This window comes from Paraburkholderia sp. GAS82 (genome assembly GCF_050436285.1).
Taxonomy (GTDB): domain Bacteria; phylum Pseudomonadota; class Gammaproteobacteria; order Burkholderiales; family Burkholderiaceae; genus Paraburkholderia; species Paraburkholderia phenazinium_B.
Window position 1 is genome coordinate 56,638 of the sequence record NZ_JBNDLX010000004.1, and the last position, 17,308, is coordinate 73,945.

The following is a 17,308-nucleotide window of genomic DNA, read 5'->3' on the forward strand; positions in this document are numbered from 1 at the left end:
CCCTCGCCCTCACCCTCGTCGAATTTCCCACCTTCGGACGCAGATTGCCTGGCGTGAAATGCACAGCCAAGTACGGCAGAGTGCCGCCTCAACCTGTACGTGAACGTGCACGTTGCACTATAATAAGCACACTGCCTCCGAACCGCGCCCCCTCATGTCAAAGGACCGCCCCATCCTGCTCACCGTGCGCGACGCCGCCGAGCGACTGAACGTCACGCCGCGTACGCTCAAGTACTACGAGGAACGCGGGCTCGTTTCGCCCACGCGCAGCGAGGGGCGCTACCGCCTCTACGACGAAGATGACCTCGAGCGTTTCGCCCGCATCCTGCGACTGCGTTCGCTAGGTTTTTCCCTGCACGGCATCACCGAGATGCTCAAGCGTCCGCTCGAACCGGATGAAAGCGGCAGCAACCGTTTTTCCACCGAGTCGCTGCAGGAGATTCGGGACGCACTCTCGCAACAGATCAATGCGCTCGACGCACGCGTCGAAGCCATGCGCCGTGAATTGAAAGAAGCGCAAACGCTGAAGGGCGAACTCCGCCATGACCTCGATTACGTCGAGCGGCGCCTCGCCGGTGAAAACGCCGATGCACTGCTCAAACAGCGCCGGGAAGCACACGCAAAGCGTTCCCTGAAGAAACCCAAAACGCCGGACGAACCGGCATGAGTACCGTGTCGACCCGCGTGCCGCTGTTCAGCGTCGAAAAGCTGCGCGGCGACTTCTTCCCCTGGGTGCTGGCCGTCGTCACCGGGCTCGACTATTTCGACAACGCCATCTTCTCGTTCTTCACGAGCTACATCGCCGGCGGCGTCAATGCGTCGCCCGACGAACTCGTGTGGTCCTCGAGCGCCTATGCCGTGGCCGCCGTGCTCGGCATCCTGCAACAGCAATGGTGGGTTGAGCGCTTCGGCTACCGTCGCTATGTCGCCGGCTGCATGCTGCTGTATTCGGTGGGTGCCGTCGCCGCGGCGCTGTGCGAAACCTCCTTCGAACTTGCCTTCGCGCGCGGCTTCCAGGGCTACTTCATCGGCCCGATGATGGGCACCTGCCGCATCCTGATCCAGATCAGTTTCACGACGCAACAACGCCCGATTGCCACGCGAGCCTTTCTGCTTTTGATCGTGCTGAGCAGCGCGCTCGCACCGCTCGTCGGCGGCCAACCGGTTGCGCATTTTGACTGGCGCGCGCTGTTCGCCTGCACCGCACCGGTGGGCGTTCTGTTCGCCATCCTCGCGTTGCTCGCGCTGCCGGACTCGGGCGATCGCCAGCCGGAAGAGCGCGGCTCGGCGCACTTCTGGCCATACATGATCTTCGCGTTCGCGCAAGGCGCACTGCAAATCGTCATGCAGCAACTGCGCTTCCAGCTGTTCACCAGCTCGCCCGGATTGATCCTGCTGACTATCCTCGGCGTCGGCGCCCTCGTCTGGTTTGCTTATCACCAATGGCACGAGCCGAACCCGCTGGTGCGGCTGCACGCTTTGCGCGAGAAGACCTTTCAGGCCGGCATCGTGCTCTACATGTTCTATTACTACCAATCGACCGCTTTCAGCTATCTGATCTCACGTTTCCTCGAAAGCGGCCTCGGCTATCCCGTGGAGAACACCGGGCGCCTCGTCGGCGTGACCTCGCTGATTTCAGCCAGCGCGTTGTTCGTCTATCTGCGCTACTCGAAGCTGTTGCCGCGCAAGAAGTGGATCATCGTGCCCGGCTTCGCGCTCGCCGCCTTCGCCGCGGCGTGGATGACGCGCATGGAGCCCGGCGTCGGTGAGAGTGCCCTGCTCGCGCCGTTGTTGCTGCGCGGCCTGCTGTTACTGTTTATCGTGCTGCCGGTTGCCAATCTGACGTTTAGAATCTTCGCTATCGAGGAATTCACGCACGGCTACCGGCTCAAAAACATCGTGCGGCAATTGACGATCTCGTTTGCCACGGCGTCGATGATCATCATCGAACAGCACCGTGAAGCGTTGCATCAGGCGCGGCTCGCCGAGTTCGTCAATCCGTTCAATCCGGTGTTCCAGAACACGCTCGCCGTGCTGACCGACGGCTTCGCGGCGAGCGGCCGCTCGCTCGCCGACGCGCACGCACTGGCGATGGGACAGATCGCCCGGACGGTTGCGCGGCAGGCAAGCTTTCTGACTTCGCTCGATGGTTTCTATTACCTGATTGGCGTAGCGGTCTGCGGTGGAATTTTCGCCGCGTGGCAAAAACAGATCGACTGAGCGATGTTATCGAAACTCACTAACTGGTTTGACTCGCGCCGCCGCGAGCGCGCGCTGCGCGATCATGCGATCGACGATCCGCTCTGGCAGGCCACGCTTGCTGGATTGCCTTTCCTCGCCCATCTGGACGCGGATGACCTCGTGCGGCTGCGCGAACTGAGCAGCCTGTTCCTCGCGCAGAAGGAATTCTCCACCGCGCACGGACTTGAACTGACTGACCCAATGACCGCCGCGATCGCTGCCCAGGCGTGCCTGCCAGTATTGAACCTCGGGCTGGACCTGTATCGCGGATGGGTGGGCGTGATCGTCTATCCAGGCGAATTCGTGATCCGCAAGACGGTCGAGGACGAAGACGGCGTCGTGCATGAGGTCGAGCACGACGCCAGCGGCGAAGCCTGGGAAGGCGGTCCGGTAGTCCTCTCCTGGGAGGACGCTCAGATGACGGACGCATCGGACGCGTATAACGTCGTCATCCACGAATTCGCCCACAAGATCGACATGCTGACGGGCGAAGCCGACGGCCACCCGCCGCTATTCCGGCGCTGGCACGCTCCACTCGACGCCGCCGCCTGGGCCGATGTGTTCGACCACGCCTACGATCACTTCTGCAACCGCGTCGACGCGGTCCCCGAACGCCGCTGGGCGCGCTTCGAGCGGGAATCGCTGATCGACCCGTACGCGGCGGACCATCCATCGGAATTTTTTGCCGTTTGCAGCGAAGCGCTATTTGTCCAGCCGCACGCCTTCGAGGCCGAGTATCCCGAGCTATACCGGCTGCTGGCCCGCTATTACCGGCAGGACCCGGCCCGCGTAGGCGCTCTGCAAGCGCAAGCCGGCTAGCAGGAGCACGGGCACGCCACACAGCGAAACCGCCCGCCAGCTGGCGAAAAACCTCCGGAAAAGTCGTCAACCAACTGATTTTCTGGCATAATCGCCGTTTTTCGACCTTAGGCAAGTGGCTCGCGCCAAAATGCTTTCGCGAATCCAGTAGAGATTTGCGACTGCACGCGGGTTGGCTACCGCCAGACTAGAGGATTTACCATGAAAGAAGGCATTCACCCCGATTACCGCGAAGTCCTGTTCGTCGACATGTCGATCGACTTCAAGTTTGTGACCCGCTCGACCATCCAGACGCGCGAAACCGGCGAATTCGAAGGCAAGACCTACCCGCTCGCCAAGATCGAAGTGTCGTCGGAATCGCATCCGTTCTACACGGGTCAGCAAAAGATCATGGACACGGCAGGCCGCGTCGAGAAGTTCAACAAGAAGTTCGGCACGCGCGCTACCGGCAAGGCAGCGAAGTAATACCCGCGTCGTCGCTGGCCATAGGCCGGACGGGTGCTCAGGCACCAGCACAGAAGGGCAGCGTAAGCTGCCCTTTTTTGTCACCGGCGTTGCTAATGTCAATGGCTTTGTCACCCGACGTATGGCAAGCGGGCCGCCGCCACGCTGCCACTACGCAACAACCACACGACATCACGCGCGTCCACCCATGGCTCTATCCGGACGTTCACTGCATGGTTACAGCACTTCGCACAACGTTGCGCCCTGTTACTGGTCGTGACGCGCGCGCTGCGCCACGTCTACAATGCCGGATGCTGCGAATCGGCCATGCTGCCGGGCACCCTGCCCCGCGCCGGCCGATGCCCCTATCCGAGATCAACAAATCCGCATGAGATCAGTCGTTCGCCTCACTGCATCCGCCACGAGCGCCCTGCCGCGCTGGCTGTTGCTGACCCTCAGTATCATCTACGCCGCATTCGGCCTGTTCGGCCGCGATCCGTGGAAGAACGAGGATGCGGCCGGTTTCGGCGTCATGTGGACGATGGCCAAAGGCAACGCCCACGACTGGCTGTTTCCCAACCTGGTCGGCAAATACCTCACCGATAACGGACCGCTCGGCTACTGGCTCGGCGCCAGTTCGATCCGCGCGCTGGCGCCATGGGTCGATGCGAGCAATGCTTCGCGCGTCTTTACCGGTCTGCTCTTTTGCGGCGCCTGCGCATTCGTCTGGTACGCGGCCTATCTGCTCGGCCGCCGCCCCGAGGTTCAGCCGTTCAAATACGCATTCGGCGGCGAGCCGGAACCGCGTGACTACGGCCGCACGCTCGCCGACGGCGCGCTGCTGATCCTGCTCGCCTGCTTCGGCCTTGCTGAGCGTGGCCACGAAACCACGCCGCAACTGGCGCAGTTCGTCTGCATCGCGATGCTCGTCTACGGCCTCGTTCGGATGATCGACAAGCCGATCCAGGGTGCGCTGGTATGGGGTCTTGCACTCGGTCTCGTCGCGCTGGCGAGCAACCCCGTGCTGGTGGCCGCGTTGCTGGTGGGCACGCTCGCCATGACCATCATCGTGCCCGAGACACGCACGCGCTGGCTCATGCTTGCGGGCTTGCCGGTTGCCCTCGTGGTATCGCTGTCGTGGCCGGTAGCGGCCCTCTCCGCCTACCCGGACGACGCCGTCTGGTATCTCAATCAATGGGTGAGCACGAGTCTCAACGCCTTCGCCGGGCCGCCCGGCTCCGTGGCCCGCTACGCGCTGAAAAACCTGCCGCTCTTCACCTGGCCCGCCTGGCCGCTGGCGATCTGGTCGTGGTTCAGCTGGTCCGGTCTGCGGCGTGCGCCACACGTCGCCATTCCGGTCTCGGTGATCACGCCGCTGTTGATCCTCGTCGTGCTGCAGAGCCATCAGACCAACCTGCTGTTCATGCTGTTACTGCCCGCCCTCGCAGTGCTCGCGACCTTCGCGCTGCCTACGCTCAATCGCGGCACCATCAATGCGATCGACTGGTTTGCGCTCCTCAGCTTCACGATCCTCGGCAGCACCGTCTGGCTCTTCTGGATTGCGGGTCTCACCGGCTTCCCGGCGCCACTCGCCCGAAATATGGCGCGTTATGCGCCGGGGTTCGTTCCGCAGTTCAAGATGATCTCGTTCGTCTGCGCAGTGGCCGTGACGGTATGCTGGTTCGTGCTGGTTCGCTGGCGCCTCGCACGCCATCCGAAAGTGCTGTGGCGCAGCGTGGTGCTCTCGAGCGCTGGCACGACGCTGATGTGGGTGCTGGTGATGACGCTGTGGCTGCCCATCATCAACTACAGCCGGACCTATAAGGACGTGGCCGAGCAGATTGCGAGCCACCTGCCTGACGACTACAGCTGCATCTCGCCGGTGCGCCTCGGCAACGCACAGATCGCGACGTTCGCCTACTTCGGTCACATGCATTTCGCGTTCGATCAAGACTGCGATGTAATCCTGCGCCAGGACACCCAGGACTATGGCGAGCCCAGTTCGATGTCGAACTTCGTCTGGAAGCTGGTGTGGGAAGGCCGCCGGGTCGCCGACCGCGACGAACGCTTCCGCCTGTATGTGCGTATCGACCGCCCGAAACCGCCCGTCACACACCGCGCCTGGCGCCCGAAGCGCGGCGCCGCGGCCTCCGCGGACTGACGATGTTCGCCGATGTGCGCAAAATCGCTGGGCTTGCGTGGCCTGTGCTGATCGGCCAGTTGGCCATCATCGCCTTCGGCGTCATGGATACGGCGATGGTCGGCCGCTATTCGGCGGTCGATCTCGCGGCGCTCGGCCTTGGCTCGTCGATCTACATCTCGGTCTATATCGGCCTGACCGGCATCCTCACCGCGCTGCAGCCGATTGCGGGCCAACTCTATGGCGCGCGCCAGTACCCTGAGATCGGCGAGCAGGTGCGCCAGTCGCTATGGCTCGCCTTCGCGCTGATGATCATCGGCTTCCTGATCCTGTATTTCCCCGGCCCGCTGCTGCATCTCGCGCGGGTGCCGGCCGCGCTGTATGAACGCACGCTCGCCTATCTGCAGATCCTCGCATTCGGTTTGCCGGCTGGTCTCGTGTTTCGCGTCTACGGCTCGCTCGCCAACGCAGTTGGCAAACCGCGGCTCGTGATGATCCTGCAGATTGGCGCCTTGCTGCTGAAGGTTCCGCTCAACCTGTGGTTCATCTTCGGTGGCCTGGGCGTGCCGGCGCTCGGCGGTCCGGGATGCGCGCTCGCCAGTACCGGCATTAACTGGACGCTCGCGATCGTCGGCATGCTGCTGATGAGCAGGATCGATGTGTTCAAGCCTTTTGGGATCTTTTCGCGCTTCTGCTGGCCGGAGTGGCACCGTCAGGTCGCGCAACTCAAGCTCGGCATTCCGATGGGACTCTCGTATCTGATCGAAGTCACCTCGTACACGTTCATGGCGCTGTTTATCGCGCGCTTCGGCACGACGACGCTCGCAGGACATCAGATCGCCGGTAACGTCGGCGCGGTGTTGTACATGACGCCACTGTCGATCGGTATCGCTACCTCCACACTCGTGGCCCAGGCGCTCGGCGCGCATCGGCCAGAAGCGGCGCGCACGCTGTCACGCCACGGCATCATGATGGCGGTGATGATCGCGTGCAGCTATGGGGCGATCGTTCTGGCGCTGCGGCCGCTCATCATCGAAGGCTATACGCCCAATGCACAGGTCGCGGCGGCCGCCATGCCGCTCGTCTTGATCGTGGTCTTCTATCACGTGTTCGATTCGCTGCAGGTGACCACCGCCTTCGTACTGCGCGCCTACAAGGTGGCGGTCATCCCGACTGTGATCTATGCGGTCGCGCTGTGGGGCGTCGGGCTGGGCGGCGGGTATCTGCTCGGCTTCGACATTGGCGGCTCAATACCTGTCTGGCTCACGGGCGCACGCGGGTTCTGGTTCGCCAACATGGCGAGCCTGGGTATCGCCGGGTCCGGTCTTTTGATTTACCTGCGCACGGTAAGCCGGCGGCATCTTCGTACCGGCGTCGAGGCATAGCCGGATAACGCCGCGCAGATGGTCCACGTGCACCGCTTCCCAAGGTGCATCAAGCTCTCCGAATCACCTTCCACCTCCACGATCCCCATCGGAAACTTCTGACACTTAACAAGGTTGGGGATACTGATAATCGTCCGGTAGAATCGCCAGCATTCTGTAAGCGACAGGAGCATGGTCGATGCGAAGCGGCACCCTCAGACGGAAGTGGATGTGGGCAACGGTAGCAGCGCTCGGCGTGCTAAGCGCATCCACATGGCGAGCCGATGCAGCGCGCATCACCAGCGTCTCACCGCAAGGCAAGGTGACGCAGGTCAGACAGGTCGTCGTCAAGTTCGACGAAGCAATGATCGCGTTCGGTTCGGCCGCGGCCCCCGCTCCCGCGCAGGTGCATTGCAACGACGCCGCCGCGAGCAACGGCGAGGCCCGCTGGATCGACGAAAAAACCTGGGCATGGGACTTTGCCGCAGACCTGCCACCGGGTGTGAGCTGCAAGGTCGATCTCAACGACGGACTGAAGTCCGTTGCCAGCCACGCCATCACCGGCCCGCATCGTTACGCGTTTGAAACCGGCGGTCCATTCGTGCAGGACATACGTCCGGACTCCGGCGAGATCGAAGAAGATCAGGCGTTCGTCCTGACGCTCAACGGGCCGGCTACGGCTGCATCGGTGCACGACCACGTGTGGTGCGAATCGAGCGGCCTCGGTAACCGTATCCCCGTCAAGAACCTCGACGACGCGGCGCGTGCCGCTCTGCTCAAACACTTTCACCTGAAGAAAGATGCGGCACGCATCTTGACGCTTCAGTGTCAGCAGACGCTGCCCTCCTCCGCCAAGATGCAGCTGGTGTATGGAGCAGGCGTGGCGAGCCCGAGCGGGATCGCCAATGACGTCGAGCGTCGTTTCGACTACACCGTACGCGACCCGTTCGCCGCCAGCTTTTCGTGTGAGCGTGAAAACGCCAAGGCGCCGTGTACACCGCTGCGTCCGGTGGAAGTGCGCTTCAACGCGCCGATCAGCCGCGCCGACGCCGAAAAGCTCACGCTCAAGGGACCCGGCGGCACGATCTCGCCGACCTTCAAACCTGACGACAAGGATTCCGAAACAACTACGGTCGACTTCGCGGCGCCGCTGCCCGAGCACGCAGAACTCACGATCGACATCCCGGCAAACCTGAAAGACGTCAGTGGCCGCGCGCTCACCAACGCCGATCTGTTCCCGCTCAAGACCACCACGGCGCCGATGCCGCCGCTCGCCAAGTTCTCGTCGGGGACCTTCGGCATCATCGAACGCTTCGCTGAACCGGACATGCCCGCGCTCGTGCCCGTGACGCTGCGCAACGTCGAAGCGGATCTGCACGTGGCAGGTCTCAATGCCGGCAACGCGCAATTCACCAAACTGCGCGTCGACGCGGACACCGATATCCGACACTGGATGCGCCTTGTCGACCAGTTCGACGGCTACTCGATGAACCGTTCGAACATCGACTCGCTGATGCCCGGACTGCTGCAGCACGTGAAGAACCCGGTGTACGTGCCGCGCTCGCCGGATGAGTCCAGCGACGACGACAACAACAAGAAAGACCCCCAGATCGACATCCGTTCGCTGTCGCTGCTCGCGGGACAGCGCGGCGTCGAGACGCTCGCGCTGCCCAAGGAAGACCCGCAGGCGCTGAGGCCATTCGAAGTCGTCGGCGTGCCGGTGACGAAGCCAGGCTTCTACGTGATCGAACTGGCCTCGCCTGCGCTCGGCGCTTCGCTGTTGAGCAGAAAAGCGCCGATGTACGTGCGCACTGCCGTGCTCGTCACCAACCTCGGCGTGCACTTCAAGCAGGGGCGTGAGAACAGCGTGGTGTGGGTGACCTCGCTCGACAAGGGCCAACCGGTGCCGAATGCCACCATCCAGGTGAGCGACTGCAACGGCGCCCCGCTCGCCGATGGCAAGACCGACGCGCACGGCGTGCTGACCATCGACAAACCGCTTGCTGCGCTCAAGGAATGCGGCGAAAAGAGCTTCGAAGGCTTCTTCGTCTCGGCGCGCGTCGACGACCCGAAGACCGGCCCCGATATGGCGTTCGTGCGCTCGGACTGGAATCGCGGCATCGAGTCCTGGCGCTTCAACGTGCCGACCGACACCAGCATCGAGCAGACGGTCCGTGCGCATACGGTCTTCGATCGGACGCTGTTGCGCGCCGGCGAAACGGTCTCGATGAAGCATCTGATCCGCGTCGAGACGTTGCATGGCTTCGCTTATCCGCAGAAGTATCCGACGCGAGTGACGATTCGCCATCTCGGCAGCGGCCAGACCTATCATCTGCCGCTCAAATGGGCGGCCGACCATAGCGCGGATTCGACCTTCACGATCCCGGTGGCAGCGAAACTGGGCGAATACAGTGTCACGCTCGACGACGGCGATCCGAACGCGAAGGCTTCCAATGGAGCCGCGAGCGATAACAGTAGTAGCGGAAGCAATGACGCCAGTGACGATAGCGACGCCGGCGATAACGCAGACAACAGCGACGACAGCGGCGCCGCACCGCAGATGAGCTACGAGTCCGGCAGCTTCCGTGTCGAGGAATTCCGCTTGCCGGTATTCAAAGGCACGGTTGCCGTGCGTGACGAAAAAACGCATCCGCTGGTTGCCGCGAAACAGGCCCCGCTTGCCGTGCAGATCGACTACGTCTCGGGCGGCGCTGCATCGAATCTGCCGGTGCAGGTGTCAGCCTTGCTCAAGAACACGACACCCGACTTCACTGACAATTTCCCTGACTTCAGCTTCACGCCCTACACACCGCAAACCGGCGACGACACCTCGGACGCCAACGACGAAGACAGCGACGCGCAGCAACCCGCCGACGACGGCGCCAAGCTGATCGCCGACAAGGAAGCGCTCACGCTCGATCGCAACGGCTCCGGTGGCCTGACACTGAAGAATCTGCCGCACGTCGACGCGCCCAAACGCCTCGCACTCGAAGCGACGTTTGCCGATCCGAACGGCGAAGTGCAGACGCTTTCCGGCGGCGCGACACTGTGGCCCGCCGCAGTGGTTGCCGGCATCAAGTCAGGGCAATGGGTTTCGGTTGGCAACACCGTACCAGTCAAGGCGCTCGCCGTTGACCTGCAAGGCAAGCCGCGCGCCGGCGTGGCGCTCGACGTGCACGGCTACGCGCGCGTCACGACCACGTCGAGAAAACGCATGGTCGGCGGCTTCTACGCCTACGACAACCATACCGAGACGAAGGATCTCGGTTCGCTATGCAGCGGCAAGAGCGACGACCACGGCCTGCTGACCTGTGACGCGAAGCTGCGCGATGCAGGCAACATCGACCTCGTCGTCACGGCCAAAGACGGCGACGGCAACGTATCGACGGCAAGCAGTTCGGTGTGGGTCACGCGCGAAGACGAGCTGTGGTTCGGCGGCGAGAACACCGACCGCATCGACGTGCTGCCTGAGAAGAACTCCTATGAAGCGGGCGACACCGCGCGCTTCCAGGTGCGCATGCCGTTCCGCTTCGCTACCGCGCTGGTCGCGGTGGAACGCGAAGGCATCCTCGAGACGCATGTGGTTCAACTGGACGGCAAGGATCCGACCGTCGAGCTCAAGGTGAACGAGGCGTGGGGGCCGAACGTCTATGTGTCGGTGCTCGCATTGCGTGGACGGATTCACGAAGTACCGTGGTATTCGTTCTTCACGTGGGGCTGGAAGGCGCCGCTCGAATGGGCGCGCGCGTTCTGGTACGAGGGACGTCAATACGAAGCGCCGACGCCACTCGTCGATCTGTCCAAGCCGGCCTTCCGCTACGGTATGGCCGAAATCAAGGTGGGCACGGCGGCGCACAAGCTCGCCGTGACGGTTACCCCGGATGCGAAATCCTACACGGTGCGCGGCAAGGCGCACATCAGGCTGCACGTTCAGATGCCGGGCGGCAAGCCCGCGCCCGCGGGAACGCAAATCGCCGTGGCCGCAGTCGACGAAGCGCTGCTCGAACTGATGCCCAACCAGAGCTGGGACGTGCTCAATGCGATGCTCGAGCGGCGCGCCTACGGCGTGGAGACATCGACCGCGCAGATGGAAATCGTCGGGCGCCGTCACTTCGGGCGTAAGGCGGTGCCAGCGGGCGGCGGTGGTGGCCATAGCTCGACCCGCGAACTGTTCGACACGCTGCTGCTGTGGAACCCGCGCGTCACGCTCGACGCGAACGGCGAAGCGTCGCTCGATGTGCCGCTCAACGATTCGCTGACGAGCTTCCGGATCGTCGCGATCGCGGCGGTCGGTCCGGGCACGTTCGGCACCGGCAGCACATCGATTCGCAGCACTCAGGATCTGCAACTGATCTCGGGTCTGCCACCGCTCGTACGCGAAGGCGATCAGTTCCGCGCGCAGTTCACCGTTCGCAATACGACGGCCCGCACGATGAAAGTGGTCGTCACGCCGAGCGTGCCGGGCCTGACGCTCGCCGCGCAAACGGTGGATCTCGCCGCGGATTCGGCGCAAGAAATCGCATGGACCGTCACGACGCCCGATGGCCTCGCCGATACCCCATCCGGCGCGCTCACGTGGAGCGTGGCGGCTGCCGAGCAAGGCGGCCCGCATGCCAGCGACGCGCTGAAGATCGCGCAGCATGTGACCGCGGCCGTGCCTGTGACAGTTCAGCAGGCGACGCTTGCGCAAGTCGACGGCACGTTGTCGTTACCGGTGGCCGCGCCGCCCGATGCGAGCACGACCCAGGCCGGCGCAATTCGCGGCGGCATCGAAGTATCGCTGCAGTCGAAGCTCTCCGATGGCCTGCCCGGCGTGCGGCGCTTTTTCGAGCGCTATCCGTACAACTGTCTCGAGCAGCAGACTTCGCGCGCCATCGGTCTGCGTGATCCGGCTCAATGGCAGGCAGTGATCGCGAAAATGCCGGTCTATCTCGACCGCGACGGCCTCGCCAACTACTTCCCGCCGAGCGACGACAGCGGCAACCACGGCAGTACGACGTTGTCTGCGTATCTGCTAGCCGTCAGTGACGAAACGGCGAAGCTCGATCCGCGCTTCACACTGCCCGACGATCTGCGCGGCAAGCTCGAGGCGGGCCTCGTGAGTTTTGTGGAAGGCAAGATTCAGCGCGATGTCTGGGCGCCGCGCAAGGATCTCGACCTGCGCAAGCTCGAAGCACTCGAAGCTCTGTCGCGGTTCGGGATGGCACAGCCGGGCATGCTCGAGTCGATCGAGATTGCGCCGAACCAGTGGCCGACCTCGGCGGTGCTCGATTACTACGCGATCCTGTCGCGTGTACCGGGCATTCCTCAACGCGACGACAAGCTCGTGCAACTCGAACAGATCCTGCGCGCACGCCTGACGTATCAGGGCACGCGCCTCACGTTCTCGACCGAGGCGAACGACGACCTGTGGTGGCTCATGACCGGCACCGAAGACAACGCGGCCCGCACCGCGCTGACGTTTGTCGATTCGCCTGCGTGGAAAGACGAGATGCCGCGCCTCGTCGCCGGTTTGCTCGCGCTGCAACGCAACGGTGCGTGGGAAACGACGACGTCCAACGTGTGGGGGTCGCTCGCGGTCGAACGGTTCTCGCAGGTATTCGAGAGCACACCGGTGACTGGACAGACGCGGGTGCAACTCGGCGCGCTCGACAAGTCGGTTTCGTGGAGTGCGGGTGCGGTCGCGAGCGCGCTCCCGGCCTCGGCAGTCACACCAGCGAGTGCGACACATGCTGTGACGTCAGCAGGATCGACTACGTCCGCGACACCTGCGACGCCCGCTATACACGCCACGCCTATCACGCAAACGAAGGACACCCACAGCCAGCTTCTGCCATGGCCGCCCGCGAACCAGGGCATAGCATCGCCCTTGACGCTGACGCACGACGGCACCGGCAAACCGTGGGCGACTATCGAAAGCCTCGCCGCAGTGCCGCTAAAAGCTCCCTTCGCGGCCGGCTATCGCATCACAAAGACGATCACACCGATCGACCCTGCGGTCAAAGGCGTCTACACACGAGGCGACGTGGTGCGCGTGCATCTCGACATCGACGCGCAGACCGACATGACCTGGGTGGTCGTCAACGATCCGGTGCCGGCTGGCGCAACGATCCTCGGCTCGGGCCTCGGACGCGATTCGGAGGCAGCAACCCAGGGAGAAAACAGCGCAGCCAACGCCGATCAACAGGCGTGGCCCGCGTTTATCGAACGTGGCTTCGACGGTTACCGGGCGTACTACGATTACTTGCCGAAGGGCAAACTCTCAGTGGAGTACACGGTGCGGCTCAACAACGTCGGCACGTTCGGTCTGCCGCCGACGCGGGTCGAAGCGCTGTACGCACCGTCGACGTTCGGTGCGTTGCCGAATGCGCCGTTCGTGGTGGTGCCCGCAGCCGGCACCGGCACCGCCGCTGCGGCGTCCAGGTGAGGTACGCTGAGATCGCGGCGTGAACCGAAGCAATGAGCGACTGCCACTACACACTGTCCAGCACCCGCCGCCACGCGCAAAGCGTGCGCCGGCGGCGGCATGGCATACGCGATGTAGTTGGCGCAGCAGGCGCAACGATGCGTACACTCGCCGCGTGGTTCACCCACGCTCGCAATCGCGTTTCACGTGCGTCGCTGCCGCTCGCCCGCATCACGCTTTGCATCAGTCTGTCCACCGCCTCGCTCACTGCCTTCGCCCTCCCTTCGTTCAACGAAGTCCACACCCGCTGGCACAGCTCGGACTGGGTGCTGCTCGCGCGCGACGGCCAGCCGCTGGAGCGCACGCGCATCGACAACACGGAACGCCGCGGCGACTGGGTCGCGCTCGCCGATGTCTCGCCCGCGCTGCGCGAGGCGATCGTCGTCTCCGAAGACAAACGCTTCTACGAGCACAGCGGCGTCGATTGGCGCGGCGCCGCTGGCGCAGCTTGGGCGAATCTGTGGAACACCCGCACGCGCGGCGCCTCGACCGTGACGATGCAATTGACCGGCCTGCTCGACGACGACCCACAACGTTCAGGACAACGTTCCATCACCCAGAAAGCCGGGCAAGCCGTCAACGCGCTATGGCTCGAGCGCACCTGGCGCAAGGACCAGATCCTCGAGGCCTATCTGAATCTGGTGCCGTTTCGTGGCGAGACGATTGGCTTGTCGGCCATTTCGCTGACACTGTTTGGCAAGGCGCCCTCCGGGCTCAACGAGCGTGAAGCGGCCGTGGCCGCCGCGCTGATCCGCGCGCCGAATGCCCCCTACGCCAAGGTCAGCGAACGCGCCTGCCGGATCCTGCGCGACATGCAGGCGGCCAGCCAATGCGCGAATCTCGGCAGTTTTGTGCAACTGGCATTTGCACGCCCTGCTCCCGCGACCCTCTCCATCACGCCCGATAGCGATACGCTTGCACCGCACTTTGCGCGCCGCGTAGCAGCCGAGGCGCATCCGGTCGCCGGCACGCGCGTTACTTCCACGCTCGACGCGAACCTGCAACGCTTTGCCCGCGACACGCTGACGCGAACGCTGATCGAACTGAACGCCCGCGCGCATCCGCGCAACGTGCAGGACGGCGCCGTGGTCGTGCTCGACAACGCCACGGGCGAGGTGCTGGCGTGGGTCGGCTCGTCAGGTGCACTGTCCGGCGCTCGCGACGTGGATGCCGTGCTCGCGCTGCGCCAGGCCGGCTCGACGCTCAAGCCGTTCCTGTATGCGCAGGCCATCGACGAGCGGCGACTCACCACGGCCTCCCTGCTCGACGACGCACCGCTCGATCTCGCCGCCGGCGGCGGCCTGTATATCCCGCAGAATTACGACAAGGATTTCAAGGGCTGGGTCAGCGTGCGCACGGCCCTTGGCTCCTCGCTAAACGTGCCGGCCGTGCGCACGCTGGTGATGGTGACGCCGCATCGTTTTGCGAAGACGCTTACTGCGCTCGGTCTGCCGCTCACGCAAAGCGGCGACTACTACGGTTACAGCCTCGCACTAGGCAGCGCCGACGTCACCCTGCTGGCGCTGACCAACGCCTACCGGGCGTTGGCGAACGGCGGCGTTGCCGGGCCTACGGCCGATCTCCCGCACCGTCCCTCCACGCCACGCGATGGCGGATTAGGGCCCACACAGCGCGTATTTAGCGCCGACGCAAGTTTTATCGTCACTACCGTGCTGGCGGATAACAACGCACGCACCCGCACTTTCGGTTTCGACAGCCCGCTCACCACGCGCTTTTTCTCTGCCGTGAAAACCGGCACCAGCAAAGATATGCGCGATAACTGGACGGTAGGCTTTACCTCACGCTATACGGTGGGCGTGTGGGTCGGCAATGCAGACGGCACACCGATGTGGGATGTCTCCGGTGTGACGGGCGCGGCGCCCGTGTGGGCCGCGATTGTCGGCTATCTGCACCGGCGTTTGCCGAGCACGCCGCCTGCCCTGCCAGCAGGCGTGATCGAGACGCACGTCACGTTTGAAAACAACGTAGAACCTGCGCGCGACGACTGGTTTGTCCGCGGCACCGAAACCCCGACGGTCGGACTCGCCGCCGACGCGAATGCAGCCGCACTGCGCGTGTCGACGCGCGGTGCAGTGCGGATCGGCTCGCCCGCCGACGGCACGATCTTCGCGCTCGACCCCGACATTCCCGCGGCGCGCCAGCGGATAGCTTTCGAGCGTGCCAGCGGCGCCGCGACGCTCAGCACCTGGCGGCTCGACGGCAAGACGCTCGGACACGCCCCGCGTGTGCCGTGGCTGCCCTGGCCTGGGCGTCATCTGCTGGAACTGCTCAATGTCGACGGCAGCGTCGCCGACTCGGTGCGCTTCGAAGTCCGCGGCGCGGTGGCTCGCGGGGCGGTCCCGGGCCAAAGCACAGGCACAGGCGCCAGCAAACACACGGCCGCCGCTCACACATCGATACCATCACATCCGCCTACGCAATAGGCGAATAGTTTAAATATTGTCCGAGTGATTTACTTGTCACGAATCGATCGGTATAAATCGTCGGCTTTTAGTAAAAAGGGTGCACGGTTTATCCTATGCTTAAGCGCAGCGCCTGCTGACTGAATGCGCCGTCCGTTCCCGGCTAACTTTTTTGCCCTCAATGGAGTGCCTGCCATGCTGAAGAAGCTGCTCATGCTGTGCGTCGTCCTGGCCCTGTCGCTGTCAGCCGGTTTCGCCGCCGCCGCGGTCGAGGTCAATTCCGCCGATCAGGCCACGCTTGAAACGGTAAAGGGCATCGGTCCCGTCCATGCAAAAGCGATCATCGACGAACGCACCAAGAACGGCCCGTTCAAGGATGCGGACGATCTCGCCTCTCGCGTCAAAGGTCTTGGCACCAAGTCGGTGACCAACCTCGAAACAGCTGGCCTGACGATTAACGGCTCCGCGACGCCGCCGACCGGCGCGAAGGCCTCCGCAAAAGCGGGCAGCGCGAACACCGCGAGCACGAACACGAGCACACCGGCAACAAAGGCGCCACCCGCAACCGCCCCGGCCACCACGGCCGCTACGACCACAGCAGCACCCGCCGCCGCGACAGCGAACGCCCCCGCAGCAGCATCCGGCGGCAAGGCATCGAAGAAGAAAAAGAGCAAGACCGCAGCAGCCGCCGCCTCCGCTCCCGCCGCAGCCGCTGCAAGCGCGCCGGCAGACGCATCGGGCAGCAAAGCGTCGAAGAAGAAGGCCAAGAAGAGCAAGGCCGCATCGGCCGCCGCAGCATCGGGCACGTGATCGTCGCCAGATGGTCAGGCGTACTGTGCAATGCGCCTGAACACTTCTAGCCTCGTCACGAAAGCCCGTCTCATCTACACCTGGTGCCGCGCAACCGCGCGGCGTTTTCACCCGTCGGCGTCTCGAAAGAACGCCGGCATTCAAGAGAGACCGTCATGAGCCTACTCGATACCCTCGGTTCCGTGTTCGGCCAGTCGCCGCAAGGCGGCGGCAGCCAGCAAGCCCTGATCAGCACCGCGCTTGAATTCGTCAACAACCAGCCGGGCGGCCTGAACGGCCTGATCCAGCAGTTCAAGGACAAAGGTGCCGGCGACATCATTAGCTCGTGGATCAGCAACGGCGAAAATCAGCCGATCTCGGCAGACGCGCTGCATAGCGTCCTCGGCTCGGATACCGTCACCAACCTCGCCGCCAAGGCCGGCGTGCAACCCGACCAGATCGCGGGACTGCTGTCGCAGGTCCTGCCGCACGTCGTCAATGCAGCGACCCCCACCGGTGAAGTTCCCGCGGAAGGCCAACTGAACGCAACCAGCGTGCTCGGCGCACTCGGCGGTCTGGAGTCGCTGTTCGGCAAGGGCAACGCGTAACGTCTAACGCGTTG

10 protein-coding genes are annotated in these 17,308 nt (G+C 63.9%); all 10 read left to right on the forward strand.

Annotation, left to right across the window (positions count from 1 at the left end; translation table 11 throughout):
- Nucleotides 1-154 precede the first annotated feature (154 nt).
- Nucleotides 155-667, forward strand: coding sequence for a MerR family transcriptional regulator (locus tag P3T17_RS13765; protein ID WP_429407276.1), 513 nt, complete (start codon nucleotides 155-157; stop codon nucleotides 665-667).
- Nucleotides 664-2,220 (forward strand): MFS transporter, encoded by a 1,557-nt coding sequence (locus tag P3T17_RS13770; RefSeq protein WP_429407278.1) that lies wholly within the window; start codon nucleotides 664-666, stop codon nucleotides 2,218-2,220. Before P3T17_RS13765 ends, P3T17_RS13770 begins: the two co-directional genes overlap by 4 nt.
- Nucleotides 2,221-2,223: 3 nt before the next feature.
- A complete protein-coding gene (locus P3T17_RS13775) occupies nucleotides 2,224-3,060 on the forward strand; it encodes a zinc-dependent peptidase (protein ID WP_429407280.1) in 837 nt (278 codons plus the stop codon).
- Nucleotides 3,061-3,261: 201 nt separating this feature from the next.
- On the forward strand, nucleotides 3,262-3,525 hold the full coding sequence (locus P3T17_RS13780) for a type B 50S ribosomal protein L31 (protein WP_074264825.1): 264 nt from the start codon (nucleotides 3,262-3,264) through the stop codon (nucleotides 3,523-3,525).
- Nucleotides 3,526-3,892: 367 nt separating this feature from the next.
- The gene (locus tag P3T17_RS13785) at nucleotides 3,893-5,665 is read left to right on the forward strand and encodes an ArnT family glycosyltransferase (RefSeq protein WP_074264826.1); all 1,773 of its coding nucleotides are present in this window, start codon (nucleotides 3,893-3,895) and stop codon (nucleotides 5,663-5,665) included.
- A gap of 2 nt (nucleotides 5,666-5,667) precedes the next feature.
- Nucleotides 5,668-7,029 (forward strand): MATE family efflux transporter, encoded by a 1,362-nt coding sequence (locus tag P3T17_RS13790; protein WP_429407282.1) that lies wholly within the window; start codon nucleotides 5,668-5,670, stop codon nucleotides 7,027-7,029.
- A gap of 178 nt (nucleotides 7,030-7,207) precedes the next feature.
- A complete protein-coding gene (locus P3T17_RS13795; protein WP_429407283.1) occupies nucleotides 7,208-13,435 on the forward strand; it encodes an alpha-2-macroglobulin family protein in 6,228 nt (2,075 codons plus the stop codon).
- Between the two features lie 137 nt (nucleotides 13,436-13,572).
- Nucleotides 13,573-15,918 (forward strand): penicillin-binding protein 1C, encoded by a 2,346-nt coding sequence (gene pbpC, locus P3T17_RS13800; RefSeq protein ID WP_429407285.1) that lies wholly within the window; start codon nucleotides 13,573-13,575, stop codon nucleotides 15,916-15,918.
- Nucleotides 15,919-16,092: 174 nt separating this feature from the next.
- A complete protein-coding gene (locus tag P3T17_RS13805; protein WP_429407286.1) occupies nucleotides 16,093-16,707 on the forward strand; it encodes a ComEA family DNA-binding protein in 615 nt (204 codons plus the stop codon).
- Nucleotides 16,708-16,862: 155 nt separating this feature from the next.
- On the forward strand, nucleotides 16,863-17,294 hold the full coding sequence (locus P3T17_RS13810) for a YidB family protein (RefSeq protein WP_429407288.1): 432 nt from the start codon (nucleotides 16,863-16,865) through the stop codon (nucleotides 17,292-17,294).
- Nucleotides 17,295-17,308: the final 14 nt, after the last annotated feature.

Excerpts from the sequence above, each read along its gene's own strand:
- P3T17_RS13765 (WP_429407276.1), top strand. The coding sequence starts at position 155 with ATGTCAAAGGACCGCCCCATCCTGCTCACCGTGCGCGACGCCGCCGAG.
- P3T17_RS13770 (WP_429407278.1), top strand. The coding sequence starts at position 664 with ATGAGTACCGTGTCGACCCGCGTGCCGCTGTTCAGCGTCGAAAAGCTG.
- P3T17_RS13775 (WP_429407280.1), top strand. The coding sequence starts at position 2,224 with ATGTTATCGAAACTCACTAACTGGTTTGACTCGCGCCGCCGCGAGCGC.
- P3T17_RS13780 (WP_074264825.1), top strand. The coding sequence starts at position 3,262 with ATGAAAGAAGGCATTCACCCCGATTACCGCGAAGTCCTGTTCGTCGAC.
- P3T17_RS13785 (WP_074264826.1), top strand. The coding sequence starts at position 3,893 with ATGAGATCAGTCGTTCGCCTCACTGCATCCGCCACGAGCGCCCTGCCG.
- P3T17_RS13790 (WP_429407282.1), top strand. The coding sequence starts at position 5,668 with ATGTTCGCCGATGTGCGCAAAATCGCTGGGCTTGCGTGGCCTGTGCTG.
- P3T17_RS13795 (WP_429407283.1), top strand. The coding sequence starts at position 7,208 with ATGCGAAGCGGCACCCTCAGACGGAAGTGGATGTGGGCAACGGTAGCA.
- pbpC (WP_429407285.1), top strand. The coding sequence starts at position 13,573 with ATGCGTACACTCGCCGCGTGGTTCACCCACGCTCGCAATCGCGTTTCA.
- P3T17_RS13805 (WP_429407286.1), top strand. The coding sequence starts at position 16,093 with ATGCTGAAGAAGCTGCTCATGCTGTGCGTCGTCCTGGCCCTGTCGCTG.
- P3T17_RS13810 (WP_429407288.1), top strand. The coding sequence starts at position 16,863 with ATGAGCCTACTCGATACCCTCGGTTCCGTGTTCGGCCAGTCGCCGCAA.